The sequence below is a fragment of the Roseinatronobacter sp. S2 genome (genome assembly GCF_029581395.1).
Lineage (GTDB): Bacteria > Pseudomonadota > Alphaproteobacteria > Rhodobacterales > Rhodobacteraceae > Roseinatronobacter.
The window spans coordinates 2,431,756-2,453,089 of the sequence record NZ_CP121113.1 but is presented as its reverse complement, the minus strand read 5'-3'; the positions used below and the strand labels follow the sequence as shown (position 1 = coordinate 2,453,089).

Annotated in this window: 23 protein-coding genes; 8 read left to right on the top strand and 15 right to left on the bottom strand. The window is 58.4% G+C overall.

What is annotated here, in order from left to right:
- Both P8S53_RS11735 and P8S53_RS11730 read left to right on the top strand, forming a co-directional pair.
- Complete coding sequence (locus P8S53_RS11735) at nt 1–741, top strand: c-type cytochrome (protein ID WP_277806708.1); 741 nt, start codon at nt 1–3, stop codon at nt 739–741.
- Nucleotides 742–766: 25 nt separating this feature from the next.
- Nucleotides 767–2,032, top strand: coding sequence for an NAD(P)/FAD-dependent oxidoreductase (locus P8S53_RS11730; protein WP_277804151.1), 1,266 nt, complete (start codon nt 767–769; stop codon nt 2,030–2,032).
- 63 nt (nt 2,033–2,095) lie between these two features.
- On the opposite strand, the gene P8S53_RS11725 is transcribed toward P8S53_RS11730, so the two are convergent.
- A complete protein-coding gene (locus P8S53_RS11725; RefSeq protein WP_277804150.1) occupies nt 2,096–2,320 on the bottom strand; it encodes a DUF1150 family protein in 225 nt (74 codons plus the stop codon).
- Between the two features lie 16 nt (nt 2,321–2,336).
- Complete coding sequence (locus P8S53_RS11720) at nt 2,337–2,753, bottom strand: Hsp20 family protein (RefSeq protein ID WP_277804149.1); 417 nt, start codon at nt 2,751–2,753, stop codon at nt 2,337–2,339.
- Nucleotides 2,754–2,953: 200 nt separating this feature from the next.
- On the opposite strand from P8S53_RS11720, the gene P8S53_RS11715 reads away from it, so the two are divergent.
- From P8S53_RS11715 to P8S53_RS11705, 3 genes are all read left to right on the top strand, one after another.
- Nucleotides 2,954–3,172: a YdcH family protein gene (locus P8S53_RS11715; protein WP_277804148.1), complete on the top strand. Its 219-nt coding sequence runs from the start codon at nt 2,954–2,956 to the stop codon at nt 3,170–3,172.
- A 61-nt stretch (nt 3,173–3,233) separates the two neighbouring features.
- Complete coding sequence (gene purE, locus P8S53_RS11710) at nt 3,234–3,722, top strand: 5-(carboxyamino)imidazole ribonucleotide mutase (RefSeq protein ID WP_277804147.1); 489 nt, start codon at nt 3,234–3,236, stop codon at nt 3,720–3,722.
- The gene (locus P8S53_RS11705) at nt 3,715–4,791 is read left to right on the top strand and encodes a 5-(carboxyamino)imidazole ribonucleotide synthase (RefSeq protein ID WP_277804146.1); all 1,077 of its coding nucleotides are present in this window, start codon (nt 3,715–3,717) and stop codon (nt 4,789–4,791) included. The genes purE and P8S53_RS11705 overlap by 8 nt, the downstream gene beginning before the upstream one ends.
- Nucleotides 4,792–5,035: 244 nt before the next feature.
- Here the strand turns inward: P8S53_RS11705 and P8S53_RS11700 are convergent, their stop codons facing one another.
- On the bottom strand, nt 5,036–5,536 hold the full coding sequence (locus P8S53_RS11700; protein ID WP_277804145.1) for an Lrp/AsnC family transcriptional regulator: 501 nt from the start codon (nt 5,534–5,536) through the stop codon (nt 5,036–5,038).
- Nucleotides 5,537–5,708: 172 nt separating this feature from the next.
- Here P8S53_RS11700 and trxB point away from each other — a divergent pair, with 172 nt between their 5' ends.
- Nucleotides 5,709–6,650 (top strand): thioredoxin-disulfide reductase, encoded by a 942-nt coding sequence (gene trxB / locus P8S53_RS11695; RefSeq protein ID WP_277804144.1) that lies wholly within the window; start codon nt 5,709–5,711, stop codon nt 6,648–6,650.
- Nucleotides 6,651–6,869: 219 nt separating this feature from the next.
- On the top strand, nt 6,870–7,742 hold the full coding sequence (locus P8S53_RS11690) for an alpha/beta fold hydrolase (protein WP_277804143.1): 873 nt from the start codon (nt 6,870–6,872) through the stop codon (nt 7,740–7,742).
- A gap of 150 nt (nt 7,743–7,892) precedes the next feature.
- Here the strand turns inward: P8S53_RS11690 and P8S53_RS11685 are convergent, their stop codons facing one another.
- The 12 genes from P8S53_RS11685 to P8S53_RS11630 all read right to left on the bottom strand — a co-directional run bounded on the left by P8S53_RS11685 (nt 7,893) and on the right by P8S53_RS11630 (nt 19,946).
- A complete protein-coding gene (locus P8S53_RS11685) occupies nt 7,893–9,203 on the bottom strand; it encodes a hypothetical protein (RefSeq protein WP_277804142.1) in 1,311 nt (436 codons plus the stop codon).
- 56 nt (nt 9,204–9,259) lie between these two features.
- Nucleotides 9,260–9,766 carry a prepilin peptidase gene (locus P8S53_RS11680; protein ID WP_277804141.1) on the bottom strand — a complete coding sequence of 169 codons (507 nt, stop codon included), beginning with the start codon at nt 9,764–9,766 and terminating at the stop codon, nt 9,260–9,262.
- Entirely contained in the window at nt 9,766–10,623 is an 858-nt protein-coding gene (locus P8S53_RS11675; protein WP_277804140.1) for a lipopolysaccharide assembly protein LapB, read from the bottom strand. The genes P8S53_RS11680 and P8S53_RS11675 overlap by 1 nt, the downstream gene beginning before the upstream one ends.
- A 19-nt stretch (nt 10,624–10,642) precedes the next feature.
- On the bottom strand, nt 10,643–11,230 hold the full coding sequence (locus P8S53_RS11670) for a tetratricopeptide repeat protein (protein WP_277804139.1): 588 nt from the start codon (nt 11,228–11,230) through the stop codon (nt 10,643–10,645).
- Nucleotides 11,230–12,207: a type II secretion system F family protein gene (locus P8S53_RS11665; protein WP_277804138.1), complete on the bottom strand. Its 978-nt coding sequence runs from the start codon at nt 12,205–12,207 to the stop codon at nt 11,230–11,232. The genes P8S53_RS11670 and P8S53_RS11665 overlap by 1 nt, the downstream gene beginning before the upstream one ends.
- A gap of 45 nt (nt 12,208–12,252) precedes the next feature.
- Nucleotides 12,253–13,224, bottom strand: coding sequence for a type II secretion system F family protein (locus P8S53_RS11660; RefSeq protein WP_277804137.1), 972 nt, complete (start codon nt 13,222–13,224; stop codon nt 12,253–12,255).
- 3 nt (nt 13,225–13,227) lie between these two features.
- Nucleotides 13,228–14,682 (bottom strand): CpaF family protein, encoded by a 1,455-nt coding sequence (locus tag P8S53_RS11655; RefSeq protein WP_277804136.1) that lies wholly within the window; start codon nt 14,680–14,682, stop codon nt 13,228–13,230.
- 14 nt (nt 14,683–14,696) lie between these two features.
- Nucleotides 14,697–15,863: an AAA family ATPase gene (locus P8S53_RS11650; RefSeq protein ID WP_277804135.1), complete on the bottom strand. Its 1,167-nt coding sequence runs from the start codon at nt 15,861–15,863 to the stop codon at nt 14,697–14,699.
- Nucleotides 15,864–16,253: 390 nt separating this feature from the next.
- Nucleotides 16,254–16,877: an OmpA family protein gene (locus tag P8S53_RS11645; RefSeq protein ID WP_277804134.1), complete on the bottom strand. Its 624-nt coding sequence runs from the start codon at nt 16,875–16,877 to the stop codon at nt 16,254–16,256.
- Between the two features lie 46 nt (nt 16,878–16,923).
- Nucleotides 16,924–18,330, bottom strand: a complete 1,407-nt coding sequence (locus P8S53_RS11640; RefSeq protein ID WP_277804133.1) for a type II and III secretion system protein family protein — start codon at nt 18,328–18,330, stop codon at nt 16,924–16,926.
- 293 nt (nt 18,331–18,623) lie between these two features.
- Nucleotides 18,624–19,469 carry a Flp pilus assembly protein CpaB gene (gene cpaB, locus P8S53_RS11635; protein ID WP_277804132.1) on the bottom strand — a complete coding sequence of 282 codons (846 nt, stop codon included), beginning with the start codon at nt 19,467–19,469 and terminating at the stop codon, nt 18,624–18,626.
- Nucleotides 19,470–19,733: 264 nt separating this feature from the next.
- The gene (locus tag P8S53_RS11630) at nt 19,734–19,946 is read right to left on the bottom strand and encodes a Flp family type IVb pilin (protein ID WP_277804131.1); all 213 of its coding nucleotides are present in this window, start codon (nt 19,944–19,946) and stop codon (nt 19,734–19,736) included.
- 329 nt (nt 19,947–20,275) lie between these two features.
- On the opposite strand from P8S53_RS11630, the gene P8S53_RS11625 reads away from it, so the two are divergent.
- Nucleotides 20,276–21,136 carry a lytic transglycosylase domain-containing protein gene (locus P8S53_RS11625; RefSeq protein ID WP_277804130.1) on the top strand — a complete coding sequence of 287 codons (861 nt, stop codon included), beginning with the start codon at nt 20,276–20,278 and terminating at the stop codon, nt 21,134–21,136.
- Nucleotides 21,137–21,334 lie beyond the last annotated feature (198 nt).

The following is a 21,334-nucleotide window of genomic DNA, read 5'->3' as shown; positions in this document are numbered from 1 at the left end:
ATGAAGGTCAACAGGTTCAAGACAATCTTGGCGGCAGGGGTCACCCTTGCCGCCATTGGCGCAGGCGGGGTGCAGGCGCAAACCGGCAGCGGGGCCGAGCCGTTGGGAAATGCCGAGCACGGCGCGGAATTGTGGGAATATGAATGCGCCGCATGCCATGAAATGGGCCGTGGTGCCGAAAACGGAATAGGGCCCCACCTGACGCGCATCTATGGCAGGCGCGCGGCAGATGTGGAGGGGTTCGTTTATTCGGACTCGATTGAACGTATGGGCCGTGACGGCTTGCGCTGGACGTTCCGCACCCTCGATGCCTATATCGAAAACCCTTATGCCTTGGTCTCCGGCACCCGTATGAGTTACCCCGGACTGCCCGACGCGCAGGACCGCGCGGATATTCTGGCCTTCATGCGCCAGTTTTCCGACATGCCCGAAAATATTCCCGAAGCCGAACCCACAGCGCGCCGCATCGAGATTGAACTGCCGCCCGAAGTGCTGGCCATCCGCGGGGACAGGGAATGGGGCGAATATCTTGCCAGCGAATGCACGACCTGTCATCAACGTGATGGCGCGGCCATGGGCATACCGTCCATAACATACTGGCCGGAGGACCGTTTCGTGGTTGCCATGCACGCCTATAAGGAAGGGCTGCGCCCGCATGCGGTTATGCAAAATGTCGCCCGCAGGCTGGATAACGAAGAAATCGCGGCATTGGCCGCCTATTTCGCGACAATAGATGACTGAGAACATCAGTAAGGGAGGAAACCTGATGGAATTTAAAAGACGCACAGTTCTGGGCGGGATGGCGGCAGGGGCCGCGATCCTGTCCGCGCCCGCCGTGCTGGGCCAGACGCGCCCGCGCGTGGTGGTGATTGGCGGCGGATCGGGCGGGGCCACGGCGGCGCGCTACATTGCGCGCGACAGTCAGGGCGCGATTGATGTGACGCTGGTTGAACCATCACGCGTCTATTACACCTGCTATTTTTCCAACCTGTATCTTGGCGGGTTCTGGGAACTGGCAGATATGGGCCATTCCTATGGCACACTGGCCGCGCGCCACGGCATCAACGTGGTGCATGATTGGGCTGTAGGGGTGGATCGTGACGCACAGACTGTCACACTGGCGGGCGGCGATACGCTGCCCTATGACCGGCTTGTGCTGTCACCGGGCATCGATTTCCGCGAAGACAGCGTGCCGGGCTGGTCGGTTGCCGCGCAAAACCGCATGCCGCATGCCTATAAGGCAGGCAGCCAGTCGGAACTGCTGAAGGCGCAGGTGGAAAACATGCGCGAAGGCGGCACCTATTGCATGGTCGCGCCCCCCAACCCATACCGTTGCCCCCCCGGCCCGTATGAGCGGATCTCGATGGTCGCGCATGTGCTGTCGCAGCACAATCCGACAGCGAAAATCCTGATTGTGGACCCGAAGGAGAATTTCTCGAAACAAGGTCTGTTCGAGGACGGCTGGGCGCGTCACTACCCCGGCATGATTGAACGTGTTGGCCCTGATTTTGGCGGCGATATCGTGTCTGTCGACCCGGACGCAATGACGGTGTCCATTGATGGCGTGGTGGAAAATGTCGATGTGTGCAACGTCATTCCGGGCCAGAAGGCGGGACGCATTGCCGAACTTGCAGGCATCACCGATGACAGCGGCTGGGCACCTGCCGTTCCTGCCAATATGAAAAGCCGGATGGATGACAACGTTTATATCCTTGGCGATTCTGCGGCGCAGGGCGACATGCCGAAATCAGGCTTCTCGGCCAATAGTCAGGCCAAGGTCGCGGCGAATTCCATCCGGCACGAACTGACAGATGCACGCTTGTTCCCCGCGCGCTATGCCAATACCTGCTGGTCGCTGATCGGCACTGATGACGGGGTCAAGGTTGGCGCATCTTATGAGCCGACGGATGAAAAGATCGCCAGTGTCGAAGGGTTTATCAGCCAGGTGGGCGAAGACGCAGACTTGCGCCAGCAAACCTATGAGGAAAGCATCGGCTGGTATAACGGCATCGTGGCCGACATGTTTACCTGAACAGCCCCGAACAATTCGGGCGGCCCCCACGGCCGCCCGAATATGCGCGCAATCAAGGCCCTGTCAGTGCACGCTGACAGGGTCATAATCATTCTGGCGGGCCATGACGAATGCCATTGTCCGGTCGGTGACAACGGCCATCTGTTCACCTTCTTCATGGTGGATGGCGTAAAGCTGCGCCACATCGGGCAGTTGTTCGCGGATTTCTTCGGGCAGATCGCTTGCCTTGATGGGGCGGACATAAACGATGGGCCGGTCTGATCGGTTCATTGGATAGATATTGTCCATGGGTCGCGTCCTTTCCTTAGCCACGTTTGATCGTGATGGTTTGCACTGTGTCTTCTGGTTCTTGTCGGTTCAGGTCGATATGCAACAGCCCGTTTTCCAGACAGGCCTGCGCGACATCGACCCCCTCGGCCAAGGCAAAAACGCGCTGGAACTGGCGCGCGGCAATGCCACGGTGCAGGAATACGCGGTCTTCCTTGTCATCATCATGCTGTTGGCCATGCACCATAAGCTGGCGCTTCTCGACAGTGATTGAAAGATCATGCTCGCGGAACCCTGCCAGTGCAAGGGTAATGCGAAAGCTGTTCTTGCCTGTCACTTCGATATTGAAGGGCGGATACCCATCCGCGCCTGTGCGTGCCGTGCGTTCAACAAGGCGTTCCAGTTGGTCAAACCCCAACAGCAAGGGGTGAGAAGGAAAAGTCAGTTTACTCATCAGCCCGGCCCTTTCGTAAGCGACATTGCTGCGGGCCCCGTTACAGCAGCCCTTGATAAATATATGGGGTGGTTGTGCAAAATCGCAAGGCACCGCGTAACACTGGCACAGATGAATCCGCGCAGCGCTGCACTAATGCTTTTGCGAACCGGAATTTGCAGCTATTATGGGCACAGGTTACACAAAGATGACGGGCAAAAATGAACTCTCCTCAGGAAATGGATCATGAAGGCGTGCTGCGCGTCAAACTGGAAGTGTTGCGGCAGAAGCACCGTGATCTGGACGAGGCGATTGACGCCTTGCAGGAAAAGGGATCGGCGCAGCAATTGACCATCCAGCGCCTGAAAAAAGAAAAACTGCGCCTGAAGGACCAGATTTCCCGTATCGAGGATGAACTGACCCCCGATATCATCGCGTGATGCAATTGCACCCGCGCAAGCCATCGCTATAGTGCGCGCAAACAAATTTTCCGGGGGCAAGATGACGGATATCAAGGTTGGGATCATCATGGGCAGCCAGTCCGACTGGCCAACCATGCGCGAGGCCGCAAAACTACTGGATGATCTGGGCATTGCCTATGAAGCACGAATCGTATCCGCGCATCGCACCCCTGACCGGCTGTGGGATTACGGGCGCGGCGCGGTTGGGCGCGGGCTGCAAGTTATCATTGCAGGCGCGGGCGGGGCCGCGCACCTGCCCGGCATGATGGCGTCGAAAACGCGGGTGCCGGTGATCGGCGTGCCGGTCCAGACACGCGCCTTGTCGGGTGTGGACAGCCTGTATTCAATCTTGCAAATGCCGCGCGGTTTTCCGGTGGCAACCATGGCCATTGGCGCGACCGGTGCGGCCAATGCGGGCCTGATGGCGGCGGGTATTCTGGCGTTGAACGACGCTGATCTGGCCGCGCGACTGGACAAATGGCGCAGTGATCTGTCGGCCTCTATCCCGCAGGAACCCAGCGATGACTGAAGCGCTTGAAGCGGGCCGCGTCATTGGCATTCTTGGCGGCGGACAACTGGGGCGCATGCTGTCCGTGGCGGCGGCGCGGTTGGGGTATAGGTGCCATATCTATGACCCCGCGCCCCTGCCACCGGCGGGGCATGTCGCCGAAAAGGTGGTCACCGCCGCGTGGGATGATGCGGACGCATTGCGCGAATTTGCGGAAGGCGTGGATGTCATTACCTTCGAGTTTGAAAATATCCCGACCGCCACGCTGGACCTGCTGGAGCCGCTGCGCGCCATCCGCCCGGCCAGGCGCGCGATGGCCGTGTCGCAGGACCGGCTGACGGAAAAGGACTTTTTGCAGGGCCTTGGGTTGCGCACTGCCCCCTATGCAGCCGTTGAAACAGCCGCGGAACTGGACGCGGCCCTGTCGCAGATCGGCACACCCGCCATTTTGAAAACCCGCCGTCTGGGCTATGATGGCAAAGGGCAGGCGCGGCTGCACACAGGCAGCGACGCGGCAGATGCGCTTGCGGCCATGCAGGGCGCAGAGGCCATTCTGGAAGGGTTCGTCAGTTTCTCGCATGAAGTGTCGGTCATTGCGGCGCGCGGGCTGACAGGCGAAGTGGCGGCCTATGACCCCGGCGAGAACCTGCACAGGGACGGCATTTTGCGCGAAACCCGCGTGCCTGCGCGCCTAAGCCCCGCGCTGCGCAGTGATGTGGTGTTGATGGCTGCGAAAATACTGAACGCACTGGATTATGTGGGTGTTCTGGGGGTGGAACTGTTCGTCACGGCAGACGGGTTGGTGGTGAATGAAATTGCCCCGCGCGTGCATAATTCCGGCCATTGGACACAGAATGGCTGCGCGGTGGACCAGTTTGAACAACATATTCGTGCGGTTGTGGGCCTGCCTTTGGGCGATGGCGGGCGTTTTGCGGATGTGGTGATGGAAAACCTGATCGGCGATGACATGGACCGCGTGCCGGAGCTGTTGAAAGCGCGCGATGTGGCGCTGCACCTGTATGGCAAACCCGAACGCCGCGCGGGGCGGAAAATGGGCCATGTGAACCATATTCAACGCCACAAGGGGTAGACCGGCGCGCGGGGTATGTTGTAGGACACGCAAAAACAAAAGGTTAGAGTGTATCGCGTGCATGTGAATGGAGGCGATACACGCTAATTCCGGCCCGAAGTGGGCATCGGCCCACCGATGGCGTGGGCCACCTGTGGCCTTGGCTCCGCGCCTTTGGACATCCCCTTCAGGCCAAACGCACTGCCCGCAATCCCAAACAAATCAGTGCACGCCCACGTCTGCCGGATGAACAGCCGCGCGCATGCTACCCTATATCGACCGCGCGCGCTTCCAGCACATCAAACGGGACGCCTGGTTCAGCCTTCGCGCAGCGAATAACAAGCGACGTCTTGACCGTCGCAACATTATCGGCCGCCAGCAGATCTTCGGTCAGAAAACTCTGGAAACTGGACAGATCGGGGGCCACGCATTTCAGGATGAAATCAATCTCGCCGTTCAGCATGTGGCATTCGCGCACAAACGGCCATTCGCGGCACCGCTGCTCAAAGCGCGACAAATCCGCTTCGGCCTGACTGTTCAGACCGACCATTGCAAAAACCTGCACCTCGAATCCAAGATCGCGCGCATTGACCTGCGCATGATATCCGCGAATATATCCCGCCTCTTCCAGTGTGCGCACACGCCGCAGACAAGGCGGCGCAGAAATTCCCACACGCTTGGCCAGCTCTACATTCGTCATGCGGCCATCTGCCTGCAATTCGGCCAGTATCTTGCGATCGATGGGATCAAGCTTGCTGCCTGACATACGATAACTCCTTGGTATTTTCGCCTTATGTATGCTGAAGCGCCCGCACGCGCAATAATATTTCAAAGTTGCGCAACAAATTGTTCGCCCCATATGCGACATTGAATGCCCCTTGTGCTGGCGGTCCACATGCCTACATTGCGCCTGAAATCTTGTGATGAAGGACATGACCATGACTGACACCCGCCACACACGGCTTCTGATCATCGGCTCTGGACCTGCGGGCTATACTGCCGCGGTCTATGGCGCGCGCGCGATGCTGGGGCCTGTGCTGGTGCAAGGCATCCAGCCCGGCGGGCAACTGACCATCACCACCGAGGTTGAAAACTGGCCCGGTGATTCCATGGTGACAGGGCCGGATCTTATGGTGCGCATGGAAGCGCATGCACGCGAAATGGGGACCGAGATCATCACCGACCATATCGCGCAGCTGGACCTGTCCAAGCGCCCGTTCACCGCCACAGGCGACACCGGCGCGATCTACACCGCCGATGCCGTTGTGCTGGCCACAGGCGCGCAGGCACGCTGGCTGGGCCTGCCATCAGAAGAAAAATACAAAGGCATGGGCGTGTCCGCCTGCGCCACATGTGACGGTTTTTTCTATCGCGGCAAGGAAGTTGCGGTCATCGGCGGGGGCAATACCGCCGTAGAAGAGGCGCTGTTTCTGACGAATTTCGCGTCCAAAGTGACACTGGTGCACCGTCGCGACAGCCTGCGTGCGGAAAAAATCCTGCAACACCGCCTGCTGAACCACCCCAAGATACAAGTCATCTGGGACCACACCCTTGATGAGGTTGTGGGCGATGGCGCCGCCCCCGGTGTGGAAGGGGTGCGCATACGCCATGTCACATCGGGCGCGACACAAGAGATTGCATGCGCAGGCGTGTTCATCGCCATTGGCCACAGCCCCGCCAGCGAATTGGTGAAGGATCAGCTGAAAATGCAGGATGGTGGCTATGTCTGGGTCGACCCCGGCAGCACGCGCACTTCCATTCCCGGTGTGTTCGCCGCAGGCGATCTGACCGACCACACCTACCGGCAGGCAGTGACCAGCGCAGGCATGGGGTGCATGGCGGCACTGGACGCAGAAAAGTTCCTTGCCGAACAGGACTGACACGTCAAAGGGGCCTGCGCGTCCTTGCAGGCCCCTTGCGAAGCATGCATGTCGCCATATTCGGGAAGCTTTGATCCAGCTTCATCTTGCCTGAAATACTCAGTTTCCCACGCGACCGGCGCAGGCCCGCCGCTGTAATAACATGACGGCCTATCGCAGTTACGTCATCTGCGCGTGTCACCACTGGTGCATGACACCGGCCAACCTTATATTGCCCGCATGAGAAAGATTCTGATCGCACTGTGCCTGCTGCCTGCCCCTGCAATTGCCGATTGCGTGGTGTTGCTGCACGGGCTGGCGCGTAGTGAACATTCCATGGCGGTGATGGAAGAAGCGCTTGAACTGCATGGCTACCAGACGGTCAATCATGGCTATCCGTCCACCGCAGCACCGATCAAGGATCTGCTGCGACATGTGGGGCTGGCCATTCAGGATTGTGATGCGGGGCCGGTGCATTTTGTAACCCATTCGATGGGCGGCATTCTGGCACGCGCCTGGCTGGATCGCGGGCGCCCTGCGCAGATGGGGCGGGTTGTGATGCTGGCACCGCCCAATCACGGGTCGGAACTGGTGGATTATTTTTCCGATATTGAAGCATTTACATGGCTGAACGGTCCGGCGGGGCTGGAACTTGGCACGAAAGAAGATGCCACGCCCCAAACGCTTGCCACCGCACCGGATTATGATCTGGGTATCATCGCGGGGGATGTGTCGCTGAATCCGCTGCTGTCCTCGCTGATTGACGGCGCGGATGATGGCAAGGTTTCGGTCGAAAGCACGCGGCTGGAGGGTATGCGCGATCATATCGTCGTCTCTGCCACGCATACCTTCATCATGAACAACCCGCTGGTAATTGCCCATACACTTGAATTTCTGGAACATGGCGAATTCGACCATAACATGACATTGCCTGATGCGCTGCGCTATCTGGCAACACCCACACCGTTTGGCACCCTGACCGAGAAAGGCGCATTCCAGTCCATTCTGGATCGCAATCTGTTACAGCATATCCCCGATTCAGAAGCGTTCAGCCGTTGGATAAAACCCGATATTCTGCGCAATCTGAGCAACGCCGACGACAACGGCGGGTAACACAACGCCGCCCGCGCGGGGGCCGGTCAGGGGGAAATACCCGGTTTGCGGAGGGTATTGGCCTGAAGCGGGCTGCGCCCTTTGCTCCGCGCTTTGGGAAGGTCCCTTCAGGCTGGAAACAGCCAGACCTTGCGGTTCCCCTGACATGCTTTAACGCGCAATATTTTCCATCTGGACGAACATGTTTTTCCACGCCCGGTCAATCAGTTCCGGCGACATGTGGCGCGGTTTGCCTTCGAAATCGCAGATATTTATCATCTGGTCGATCAGAAAGACCGGCTGATAATTGGCATATACATTGTCTATGGTCGGGTATTTCTTCTGGATCATGTAGATGATGGCGTCTTCATCCAGTGGTATCTTGCGTTTTTTGGCGACCATCGCAAAGATTTTCAGGAAATCGGCCTGACTGGGACCATCAATCTTGACCTTGTAGAAAATGCGCCGCAGGGCCGCCTGATCGAATATTTCATTCGGGTGGAAGTTGGTTGAAAAGATCACCAGCGTGTCGAAGGGCACAATGAACTTTTCCCCCGACGCAAGCGCCAGAATGTCATAGTTCATTTCCATAGGCACGATCCAGCGGTTGATAATCGCCTGCGGCGGTTCTTCCTGCCGGCCCAGATCGTCGATAATGAACACGCCGCCCATCGCCTTGAATTGCAGCGGGGCCTGATAGGTGCGCGATGTGGGGTTATAGTTCAGATCCAGCATCGACAACGTCAGTTCCCCGCCGGTAATTACGGTCGGGCGTTCGCAATAGACATAACGGTTGTCAAAGCGGTTCCCGCTTTGGCGCAGCAGCGACGGGTTGTCGTCGGATGTCTTGACCAGCTTATGCACGATCGGGTCATAAACGCTGATCACCTGACCTGCGGTTTCAATGGCGCGGGGAACATAAATACAATCCCCCATCGCCGCGCGAATACCGTTCGAGATGGACGATTTGCCGTTTCCCGGTGGTCCATACATCAGGATCGAACGCCCCGAACTGACAGCAGGGCCAAGATCATCCATCAGGGTGGGCGGCAGGATCAGATCGCCCATCGCGATCTTCAATTCGCGCCGTGTGATCTTGATGTTGCGAATAGACTGGCGCTGTAATTGTTCGCGGTAGCTGTCCAGCGGCACCGGCATTGGCCCGTAATATTCGGATTGCGACAGGGCATACATGGCGCGCGCCTTGCCTGCCTCTGTCAGCTCGAATGCGGCCTCATTTCCGTCATCCCCGGCTTTTGTGCTGCGCGCTTCAAGCAGGCGTTCGCCCCGCACCAGATCAACCAGTTCAATCGTTTGCGGAATCGGCATGCAAATATGACGCGCAATATCCGTGATCCGTGACAGCGACATGCGGTAGACGGTCTTGATCAATATGTCGCGCATCAGCACTGTGCTTAGTCCGGTCGCGGCAAGCGTCCGCAATGGCGCGGGTGGCTGGATATGTGCTGTGGGGCTGTTCATGGCGAATGCTCTGACTTTTTGGGGCAGATGATATGGGGCGGACCCCTGAGATTAGGTTAAATGGCCGTGCCGTTGCCAAGAAAGGCCGCAAGGGCGATGTAGAACAACAATGCAGGCCCAAGCGCCAGCCCCAGCGGGAATTCGCGCCTGTGCCAGCTTTCCCAATCCGGCAGCATGCGCAAGGCAACCGGTGTGCGCCGCAAGATGCGGTGCGCGGAAAAGCTGACAAGGATGACCACACCCAGCAGGGGCAAAAACAGGCTAAGGTCCCCAAGCGCGATGAACGGGGCCATGGCGGCGGCAAATTTCGCGTCCCCCGCGCCCAGAAGTCCCACAGATGTCAGCACAAAGCCCACGCCCAGAACCGCGCCGAAATTGGCCCAGCCCCATGCCCATGTCTGCAAGGGCAGCGCGATCAACCCGACAACCAGATAAATGCCAATAAGGGTCAACACGGCCTTGTTGTGGATTTTCATCCATTTCATATCGCTCCACGCCACCCACAGGCTGATGGGCGCGATGAAGGGCAGGAACCACAGCGCTGCCGTGCTGCTGAGCATCATCAGCCGCGCCCTCCGCCTTCAAGGGCGCGAAGCGCGCGCACGGCCTCGTCGAAATGCTGCGGATGGGTTTCGATGGCTTCGCTCAGCATGGTGCGACCGACATTGGTGTCGCCCTTGCGGATTGCGGCAATGGCCATTGTGTGCAGCATCATCGCGCGTTCCTGCTGGGTCATGCGCACCATGGGCAGACTGTAATTGCCTTGTGCAGCCCGCGCCAGCGCCATGTTGTTCTTGGCTGTGAACATGTCGGGGTCATGTTGCAGGGCCTGCGCAAACAGGGCTTCGGCATCGCGCGGGGCGCCGCGTGTCAGTTTGGAATACCCCCAGTTGTTCAGCACACCTGCGGGACGTGTGGTCAGCCCCGCTGCGGTTTCATAGAAATGATCGGCCTTTTGCCATTGCTGTTTGCTGTCGGCGATGATGGCTTCCAGACGGTAGCGATCAAAGCTTTCATGCGTGGGCGGGATGGCGTTCAATGTCCGCTCGGCCTCGTCCCAGCGATTGGCGCGGACCAGCGCATCGGCCAGCATGACGCGGTCGTCATGGGTGGCATCGGGATGGTCTGCCACCGTTTTCCAGACCGGCACGGCGTCGGATACGCGCCCGGCGCGCACAAGCGAGCGCGAAAGTCCGCGCTGGTTGCCCAGATGGCTGGGGTCGCGTTCCACCTGCGCCTGAAAATATGAGACGGCTTCTTCAGGATTGCCCGCAGACAGCATCAGATCAGCCATGTTCTGATTATCGACATCAATAACGCTGTCGATGGCACGGGACACGGAATCCTGCTTGCTGCCCTCGCATGCAGATACGAAAAATGCACTGCCCAACAGCAGCGCAATCAATCCGGGGTGGCGCATTTTTGCGTCCTCACTGCTCTTATAGTGGCGCAGACAGCAGCAGATACCTGCCACTTCCCCGCCGCATCAGCGAAAGCTGATGTGCCTCAGCGTCATCATAGCCTGTTTCGGCAGTCTTTTCGATGGCTAAACGCAAGTTATCGCGTATTTCGCGTGAGTGCCCACTGTCAAAGGCGAAAGCGTTGCGAAAATGCAATTGCGCCTCGCCCCAGCGGTTCTGTTCGGCCATCGCAACGCCCAGATTGTTATGTGCAGGCACAAATCGCTGGTCCAGTTCCAATGCACGGCGCAAAACCTGCTCGGCCTGCTGGACACGGCCCAGCCGCAGGTTCGCAGACCCGATGGCCGAAAGCGCATCCACCGATGTGCCCTGTTCGGACATGGCGCGGTAATAGGCCCGCAATGCAAGATCGAATTCCCCCGCTGCCATAAGCCTGTGACCCACGATCAGCCCATCCACCGCCTCCGCGACATCGCCACGGGTGGCTTGCTGGCCCATCTGGTCCGGTCCCATGCCAAGATCGATCTGGTCACCTTGCGGGGCAGGGGTGCAGGCCGCCAGCACAACAGCGACACACGCGAAAACAACTGGAACAAATTGCGGCATCAATTCCCCATGATGGCCGCCGGGTTCAGTTCTGTCATCACACCAACGACAGAAGGACCGATCAAAATGATCAGCAGTGGCGGCACCGTGAACATCATAGTGCCCAATGTCATCTTGGTCGGCAAGAGGTTGGCCTTTTCTTCCGCGCGCATGATGCGTTTATCGCGCATTTCGGCAGCAAAGACACGCAACGCCTGCGTGATCGAGGTGCCATAGGTTGCCGCCTGCACCATGACGGTCACAAAAGACGTGATGTCGGGCAGGTCGACACGTTTCGCCATCTCGCGCAAGACTTCGCCGCGTTCGCGTCCCGCGCGCACCTGATCGCCCACGGTTGTCAGTTCTTCGCCAAGCGCGGGATATGCCGGGCGGATTTCCTGCGCCACGCGCTGGATGGACTGGTCAAGCGACTGGCCGGCCTCGACGCAGATCAGCATCATGTCCAGGGCATCGGGGAAGCCTGCCATGACTTCTTCCTGACGGGCGGCGGCGCGTTGCTCGACCCAGCGGCGCGGGAAGAAATAGCCGATCAGCATGGGGAAAACCATGACGGCCGCAAGCACCGCTATCCCGTCCAGCTTGCCGGGCAGGATAACGAACACCAGCAGCAAAGATAAGGTAATCCCGCCAATCGCCAGCAGAAACTGGACCGCATGCATGTCGCGCACGGCGTTTTTGCCATGGTAACCGGCGAGAACCATTTTCTTGCGCGCCTCTGACAGTTCCTTTTCGTCAGTGGGTTCAAGAAACTTGGCGTATTTGCGCAAAGCCGCCATATCCAGCCCGGTGCTGGCGCGGCGCAGCGTCTGGGCATTGCCCGTGCTGGCGCGTGTCCGTGACGCAGTTTCGCTGAATTTCGCCATCGGGTCTGGGCGCGCATTGGCAACAAAGGCCAGTCCGGCGATGCCAACCAAAACCACGCCGCCAATCCCCGCCAGCAGGATCATACCAAATGCACCCTGAAACATGTCCAACATTTTACGCCCGTCCTTGCTAAATTAACCTGTTCTTCAGGGGCAGAATTACACTTTGATATCTGTCATCTTGCGCATGTATAAAATGTTCACGACCAGAAACACGCATACGACAATGGCCAGCGGAATATACATGGGCGTTTCCTTGACGCTGTCATAGTAGTCCGGTTTGATTGCCTGAATCATGACCATGGCACCAATCGGAAACGCCGACAGGAACATACCGGACCATTTTGCTTCTGCTGTGATGGCCTTGACGCGGCGGAACAGCTTGAAGCGGGCGCGGATCACCTTGGACAACCCTTCCAGAATTTCAGCAAGATTGCCGCCGGATTTTTGCTGGATCGACACCGATACGGCCAGAAACCGCAAATCCTGCATGTCGACGCGTTCGCCGAATTCCGCGATCGCCTCGCCCGCGTCACGGCCATAGGCGACCTCATCCGCGATCAACCCCAGTTCGGTGCCCAGCGGGTCTGCCACTTCTTCCGAAGCGATGGTCAGCGCTGCAACGAACGGGTGCCCCACGCGCAGGCTGCGCACAATCAGTTCAATGGCTTCGGGCAGTTGTTCTTCGATGGCCGCGACGCGCTTTTTCGCCTTGCTTGCCAGCCAGAAGTATACCCCGCCGAAACCGAATGCCCCCGCCAGTGCAAGGCGCAGGCCCATGGCCGTGGATGTGCCTAGCGTCAGCAACACAAAGCTGAATGCCGACAAACCGGCCATCAACATGATCAGGTTCGCAGGGGAAAAGGCGACATTGGCCTTGCGTGCATGGGACTCCAGCAGCCCGTATAGCGGCAGCGCGGACACCCCGCGCCCATGCGCCCCGCGTTCCTTGCGCAGGTGTTCCATCACGTCTTTTTTGGTCTGGCCTTGATCCATCAGGTCAAGGCGCCGGTTCATTTTATTGGAATGTTCAATGCTTTTGCCGAATGCCAGCAGATAGATCCCCTGCACGACCAGAACAACCGCGCCGAATATCGCCAGATAGATGAGAGAGCCAAATGACATTGACATGCGTTACCTCGGCCCTGTGGGTTCATAAAGCGTTGCGGGAAGTTCATAGCCCCAGCGGGCAAAACGTTCAGCAAAGCTGGACCGAAGGCCCGTTGCCGTGAAATGGCCGACAATCTTGCCGCCGGGTTCCAGCCCCGTGCGTTCGAACCGGAAAATTTCCTGCATGGTTATGATTTCACCTTCCATGCCGGTAATTTCAGTGATGGACATCATCCGGCGCGACCCGTCCTGTAGGCGCGACACCTGCACAATAAGGTTCACAGCCGACCCGATCTGGCTGCGCACGGCGCGCAGCGGCATTTCCAGCCCCGCCATCGCAACCATGTTTTCCAGACGGCTGATCCCGTCGCGGGCATTGTTGGCGTGAATTGTGGTCATTGACCCGTCATGACCTGTATTCATGGCCTGCAACATGTCGATCACTTCCTCGCCGCGCGTCTCGCCCACGATAATGCGGTCCGGGCGCATACGCAGGGCGTTGCGCAGACAGTCGCGCTGGGTGACGGCACCTTTGCCTTCCATGTTGGCGGGGCGGCTTTCCATGCGGCCCACATGAATCTGTTGCAGCTGCAATTCTGCGGTATCTTCGATCGTCAGTACGCGTTCTTCATTGCCGATGAAGCCGGACAGCGCATTCAAGGTCGTGGTTTTGCCCGACCCCGTTCCGCCCGAAACAATGATGTTCAGTCGCGTGGCCACGGCGGCTTCAAGATACAGCGCCATTTCCGGCGAAAATGCCCCGAAATCCACCAGATCCTGAATGCCCAGTTTCTCTTTCTTGAATTTCCGTATCGACACCAGCGCGCCATCCACTGCCACCGGCGAGACCATGGCGTTGAAGCGCGAACCATCTGCCAGACGGGCATCGACATAGGGGTTGGATTCGTCCACGCGGCGACCGACCGCTGACACGATCTTGTCGATAATCCGCATAAGGTGGCGGTCATCGCGGAAGGTCACATCGCTGAGTTCAAGTTTGCCCGCGCGTTCGACAAATATCTGCTTTGGACCATTGACCAGAATGTCATTTATCGTGTCGTCGCCAAGCAGGGGTTCCAGCGGACCAAGGCCCATGACCTCGAAATACAGATCATGGTTCAGCATCATCCGCTCGTCATGGTTCAGCACCACATCGAATTCGGAAAGTGCCTCTGCAACGATTGCGCTGATTTCTGCGCGCACTTCGGCTTCGCTGGCTTTTTCCAGCGCGGCAAGATTCAGGTCTTCCAGCAAGCGTTTATGCAGATCGCTTTTCAAGGCGTTGATGCGCAATTTTCGCTGCGCAATCTTGTCGGGGACAACTGCGCGCGCTGTTTTGCGGGCCTCCTGACGTGTGGCAGGGGCGGGTTGTGCCGCTGCGCTGCTTGCGGATGGGGCAGCTTTCGGTTTCGGGGCGTCCTGCACCGGCGCAGCCGGAACTGGCTTGATGCTGGTGTCTTTGCGATAACGTGCGAACATTGATACGAACCTTGTTACTCTGCCGCGATTTTCGCAGCGCCCCTGGCTTGGGACAGCGCGATTGCAAGCTTGCGGATTTCTTTGCCTGCGGGGTTCTTCGCGGCGAATTCCCCCAGTGGCAGGCCGTGATCATTGGCGTCACGCACCTGCGCGCCACCATCTGGAATTAACGTCGCAAAGGAAATGCCAAGGCTTTCGGCCATGCGTTTGGCGCGTGACCTGCCGCCAAGATCGGTGAAACGCGGCGCGCGGTTCAGCACAAAATGGAACTTGTCCATCGACAGGCCGTCCGCTTTCAGCGCGCGGATCAGGCGCAGGGTGTTTTGCGCGCTGCGCATATCCAGTTCCATAATCGCAAAATACTGTTCAGCAGCACTCAGGACGGTTTCGGTCCAATGGACAATTGTTCTGGGCATATCGATGATGACAACATCAAAACTGTCACTTGCGATGCCGATCACGCGCTCGATCTCGTCGGGGGACAGCAGGTCAAGCGGCAACATATCGGATGGCGCGGTCAGCACATGCAGTTTTTCCTGAAAGCGCTGCAAAGCCGAGAAAAAGGCGTCGCGGTCCAGTGTGCTGGTCTGCGACAGCATTTCATAGACTTTTTCTGTCCGTGGCAGGTCCAGATATGTCGACACCGTGCCGGACTGAAAGTCCAGATCCAGGATACAGACCGAAGGACCGGATTTGCCCTGCGCCTGCATCATTTCCCATGCCAGATTGACCGCAAAGGTCGTAGCACCCGCACCGCCCGCCAGTGACTGAACAGCCAGAACCGTTCCGTTGCGTCCGCTTGGCGTGGGCGCTATCTGCGCGCTGGCCGTGGTCTGGGCGGATTTGTGCAGCCGCTCTATCGCGTCTTTCAGGGCGTTTTCAGGCAAGGGGTATGGCACAAAATCATCCGCCCCCGCCCGCAGCATCTGATGCAGCAAGATGGGCGACAGTGATTCTGCGATCAACAGGATCCGAATGGATTTTGCCGCCGCACGTTCGATGATAAGCTTTACAAGATTTGTCTGCGCTGCATCCTCGTCATCCAGCGCAATGGCCAGCAACTCAAGGTCTGAAGCATCGGGATCATCCAGAAATGATACGGTTTCGATGAAGGTCAGTTCGCCCCACGCGTCGGAAAATACAGCTTCCATATCTTCGATCAGCAGGTCGAAGTTACGCACGTCCCGACACACCGTGCAGGCCCGGATCCTTGGTTCTTCGTTTACGCCACCCGTCATTTAACCAACCTCATACAAACGAACATGCCACGCGGGCATCGGTAGAGGGGTGGGCAGTGTTGCAACCAGCCCTCGACACGCGTTCAAGATTGTCCATGAATCTGGCAAGAATTGGGCCAAAGAAATGCAATTGTTCGACAATATTGCCTTGGAACAGGGCAGGGCAGCAGGCCTGTCCCCCCGGCGCATGCTTCTTTGGAAGAAGAAAAAGGGGAGAAGTTTATCTGGTTTCCCTATACCAGAGCGCCTGAGACGCCATTCTGACATCTGGTCAATGGCGTACCCGCACGCATCTTGTTGCGGGTAATTCTTGCCATCAGATTAAGGCAGGCATCACAATGTATTTTCGGAAAGTGTCGGCCTTGGGGCTGCACTGCTCACATATTCGCGGTGCAGGATGCGGGCATATTCGCCATTCATCACGGTTGGATGGCGGCGGATGGCACCGGCAATTTCCGTAACTGTCCGCCGGTTGGCGCGTTCACGCCCCTGGGTGACGATCAAGGGCTGGGATTCGCCGCGCGAAACCGTTGCAATGATACTGTCGCGCGGGACACCTTGCCGCATCAGATATGCGCGCGCGGCATCGGCGCGGCGCTGACCAAGGCGCTGGTTATACGCTGCACTGCCCACGGCATCGGTATGGCCAAAGATACGGAAACGAAGTTCGGGAAAATGTTTCATCCAATGTGCCTGATGGCGCAGGATTCTTTGCGCTTCGGCGTCAAGCGTTGCACTGTCGAAGGCGAAATTCACCATCGCGGGCACTTCAGCCTCGAAGCGGCGGGTCATGATTTCTGCAATATTGATGCGGCCTGTCTGAACCAGTGTGTTGTGCATCGTCGGGTTGCCGAAGCCGCCTTCATCAAGTGCCAGTCCCGCTTCACGGGCGTTGGGGCCACCACAGGCGGCAAGACCCGCCCCTGCGGCACCAAGCATGAAAAAACGTCTGTTCATCGAATCTACCCGTTTGCTGTTGACCGGCTATGACTGCTGGCCTGCCTTAATCAAATACATATCCGTAAGACCCGCCGAAATCCTGCCGCGCCACTTCACCTTCGGCACCGCTGTTGCGCGATGTCAGACGACCGCTCAGGAACAGATCACGCTCGGACGGGGGGCGCACACGGTCTGTGGGCAGCATCAGGGCCTCGCCGCGGGTGGGCGTGACCAGATGCGCGGTGATGATGATCACCAGCTCCGTCTGGCGGCGTTCATATCCCGAACTGCGGAACAAGGCCCCCAGAACGGGGATTTCCGACAACCACGGCACGGACGCGGAATTGGCGCGGAAGTCATCTTCCAGCAGCCCCGCGATTGCGAAACTTTCACCATCGCGCAATTCAACCGTCGTTTGGGTGGCGCGTGTGCGGAAGGCCCGTGCGGGAATGCCGCCTGCGCCAATGCCGTCACCGCTTAAGGCCTGATCGATGGAACTGACCGATGCATTTAGCGTCAGGTTGATGACATTGTCATCCAGCACGCGCGGGGTGAACGAAAGCTCTACGCCGAAGGGGCGGTATTGCACGGAAATATTGCCATCGCCGCTTGCCACGGGAACCGGAACCTCGCCGCCCGCCAGAAACGAGGCTTCTTGTCCGGAAAGCGCGGTCAGGTTCGGTTCGGCCAGTGTGCGGGCCATGCCTTGCGATTCCAGCGCTTCCAGAAGAACCTGCGCAGTCAGGCTGCCGCCGCCCACAGTGAAACCAAGCGCGCCTTCGCGCCCCGATGACGAACCGGGCAGCAAGCCACCGCCAGCGGCCCCGTCCAGTGCGCCTGTGCCCAGCCGCACATTCGGGCCAGAGCTGATGCTGGAATTCAACTGAAAGCTCATCCCAAGCTGTTTGCGCACCTGACGGTTCATCTCGGAGAAGCGCACCTTCAGCATGACCTGCTGCGTGCCCCCCACACTCATCAGGTTCGAGATGCGCTCGGGGGCGTAGCGTTGTGCCAGTTCCATCGCTGCATCCAGACGCGCGGCGGTGGACACAACCCCTGACAGCACAATTCCGTCATTGGCGGTGCGCACTTCAATACGTTCATTGGGCAGGATCTGGCGCAATCTTTCGCGGAATTCGGCAATGTCGGGGGTCACCTGCACATCGACATTTGAAAACAGGCTGCCATCTGCGCCAAGGATTGTCAGCGTGGTGCGACCGGGGGCCTTGCCCAGCACATAGATCGAACGGTCGGACAGCGTGGAAATATCGGCAATGCCGGGATTGGCGATGGACAGTTCCGCAAAGGGGGTGTCCGTTTCCACAACCACAGCCCTGTTCATCGGAACGCTAAGCGTGGTGGACGCTGCGCCGTTCAGAACGCGTAATGTATCGGAATATGCGCTGGACGGGGCCACAAGCGCAATCGCGCTTCCTGCAAGCAGCGCCGCCGCCAATGTCTTGAAATTCATTTGAACCTGCCTCGAACAACTGCCTGTTTCATTGCGGGGTTTTCCCCATTTTGCCAAAGGATGGCCCAAATCGGATTTTTTTGCAAGTTTTCAGTGCTTCGCCGCCATTCTTGATGTGAATTTTGCAACGTTGGCCCGTGCACCGACCTGATCTGGCGGCAATTGGAGGAATGCTTACTGCATATGGTAGCGGACGGATGGGCATGTTTTCCACGCGGCGCAGGTTTTGAACGGAAAAAAGGCGCGCGATGGATGATCGCGCGCCTTTGATCCGGCCAGAAGTTGAAAAAATGTCAGTTTGTGCAGGGCGTCTCAATCAGGACAAGCTGGTTGCCGCGGCGTGTGCGCACATGGCAGGTGCGTTCGGCCTCGACCACGACCCGTTCTTCGCGCACGACCCCCAGCAGGCGATCTTGTGTCATCTCAATCGCGCCGGAGATGGAATCGTCATTGATACCCACCAACGCCAGCGACAACCGGCCTGAACTTTGTGCCTGCGCCAGTGCTGCGGCCTGTTCCGGCAGCGCCTCGACCGTGACGTTGCGTGCAAGTGTGGCTTCCGAGCGGCGCTCCATATCGGCGCTTTGGTCCACGGCGATGATACGCATGCGCGGTTCAATCAGGCTGGTCATATCGCCGGATTCGCGGGACCGGCCCGTCCAGAACACATCGACATGGTCCCCCGGCCGCAAGAACCCTGCGACCCCGCTGGTCTGGTTCACGTCAATCGTAAATGCGCGTTTGCCAGGCGTCAGGTGCGATGTGATGCCAGCTTCCTTGCCCGGTTCGGTCAGTTTGCTGGTCAGCAGCGGTTCGCGGGTGTCCATGGCGCGCAGGACGGTGCGGTGCGGAATGTCATTGGGGAAAATTTCGTCAATATCGGTGAAACTGCCCACCGGAACCGAATTCGCGGGGAAGGGGGCGGTGATCAGATCAGCCGGGGTCATGCGTTCACCGTAGCGCAGGTTGCGGCTGGTTAGGTAGACATCGACGGTTTCGATACTGTTGACCGTGGGTTGCGCGGAACGGGCCGCGACCAGTTCGCGTTCCATCTGGCCGACATATTGCTGGGTCTGGTAAACGGCAAAGCCTGCAAGCCCAAGCCCTGACAGAAGAATTGCTGCGAATAAAAGGCGCATTGCGTGTTTCCTTACGAGTTACACTATTTTGGCCCAGCCTGGGCCGAACCATCGTTCCCTTGAAGTTACCTGATAACTGCGGCGCCTTATGGGCCTGAGTGTGGCAAGTTTTGGGACAAGTGCATCACATGCAGGCGGTGTCGGCTGTGATGCTGAATCGCAAAAGCGGCAGGGTGCGAGTGCCCCTGCCGCTTGATGTTGTCTGATAAGCCGCACATCTAGGAAAGTGTGGGGCAAACAGTGTGTTTAACTAATTCTGAAGGATCAACGCTCCGGAACGTCAGCGGGGTCAACGCCGATTTCGGTCGTGGAAACGGCGGTCGAAATGCGCTCAGCCAAATTGTTTACGCCGCCGGAAACCGATGCGATAACGGCAATGCCCAAGCCCACGATCGCGGCGGTCAGAACGACCCAATCCACGGTAACAGCACCAGATTCATCAGCGGCGAAGTTCTTGATGTTTGCGAACAGTTTCATAATGTATTCTCCTGATTTGAACGTTTACTACTCTGCCTAACCGGTTACTCAGACCATGTTATGTTCACCGCTTGGCTGAGACCGAATAAGCCAGTGAATCGTGTTCTGATTTGGGCAAAAAAGGTACGATTTTCGCGCGTCTGCTTTTTTACGTTTTTTTAATTTATTGGAATTCAACAGGAGAATCGCTGAATTACACAATTTGAATGCAGCGCATTTTCTAGTTTATGTGACTGTTTTGTAAGGGTTATTTGTCATGTTGAATAGGCTGGATTGAATTTCGATTTCAGGTCATACTTCTGCAAAAAGCTGAAAGAGCAATTAATCAGATGCAAAAAATTGTGCCTTCGCGCCAATATCCGCTTTGGGCTGTGCCGTTGATTCTGGGTGCGGCACTGGCGGTCATGCCCGACCTTGCTGTCGCCGAGGGGGCGGATTTTACGTTCCGGCGCGTGGTCCCCGGTGCAAATGCCGGCCCGCGCATCACGGTGCAGATTGACCCTGAAGAACAGGCAAGGTTCATGGCCGCACGGCCCAGCCCCCAGACCATCGCGCGTTCAGGCCGCGACGGGCAGGGGCCGGCGGCGGCGCCCGCGTCCAGTCTGGCGTGGTTCTGGGACAGTGTCTCGCCCGCGCTGGGGGACAGTTCGGGGCGGTTCATGTCGGCAATGTCGGCGCTGAATGCCCCGCCGCAAGGGCGCGATGTGCCGGTGCCGCGTTTGCAGTTCCTGCAAGAACTGGCGCAGGCCCACGGGCCGGATATTTTGCGCGCGACTGTCGGCACGAATGTGTCACCCGCGTTGGTGCTGGCGGTTATCGCGGTGGAATCGGCAGGCCGCGCCGATGCGGTCAGCCATGCCGGTGCCCAAGGGCTTATGCAACTGATCCCTGCAACTGCGGCGCGGTTTTCGGTGGCGGATGCGTTTGACACCGGCCAGAATATTCGCGGGGGCGTGGCCTATCTGAACTGGCTGCTGGGCCATTTCGACAATGATATCGTGTTGGCGCTGGCGGGCTATAATGCAGGCGAAGGCGCGGTGCGGCGCAATGACGGCGTGCCGCCTTTCGCCGAAACCCGCGACTATGTGCCCAAGGTGTTGGCATCGTGGCTGGTGGCGCGTGGCCTATGCGCAAGTTTGCCGGAACTGCCCAGTGACGGATGTGTGTTCCGCATCGGGCAGGCAGGATAGAGTGATCGTGTGCAATTCGCGGGTGTTTGCGGGCTGAAGCTGCCCTTCACACGGGGACATAGCCCGCGCTATCGGTGGGCCGGGGGCTGCCGATCCTACGCCAGTGAAGTTCACTTTATGCAAGCTGCATACTCCGACTTCAAATGCTAGGACTGACGTTAGCCAAATCGGCAGGCCGCGGGACGGCCAGACCTATGG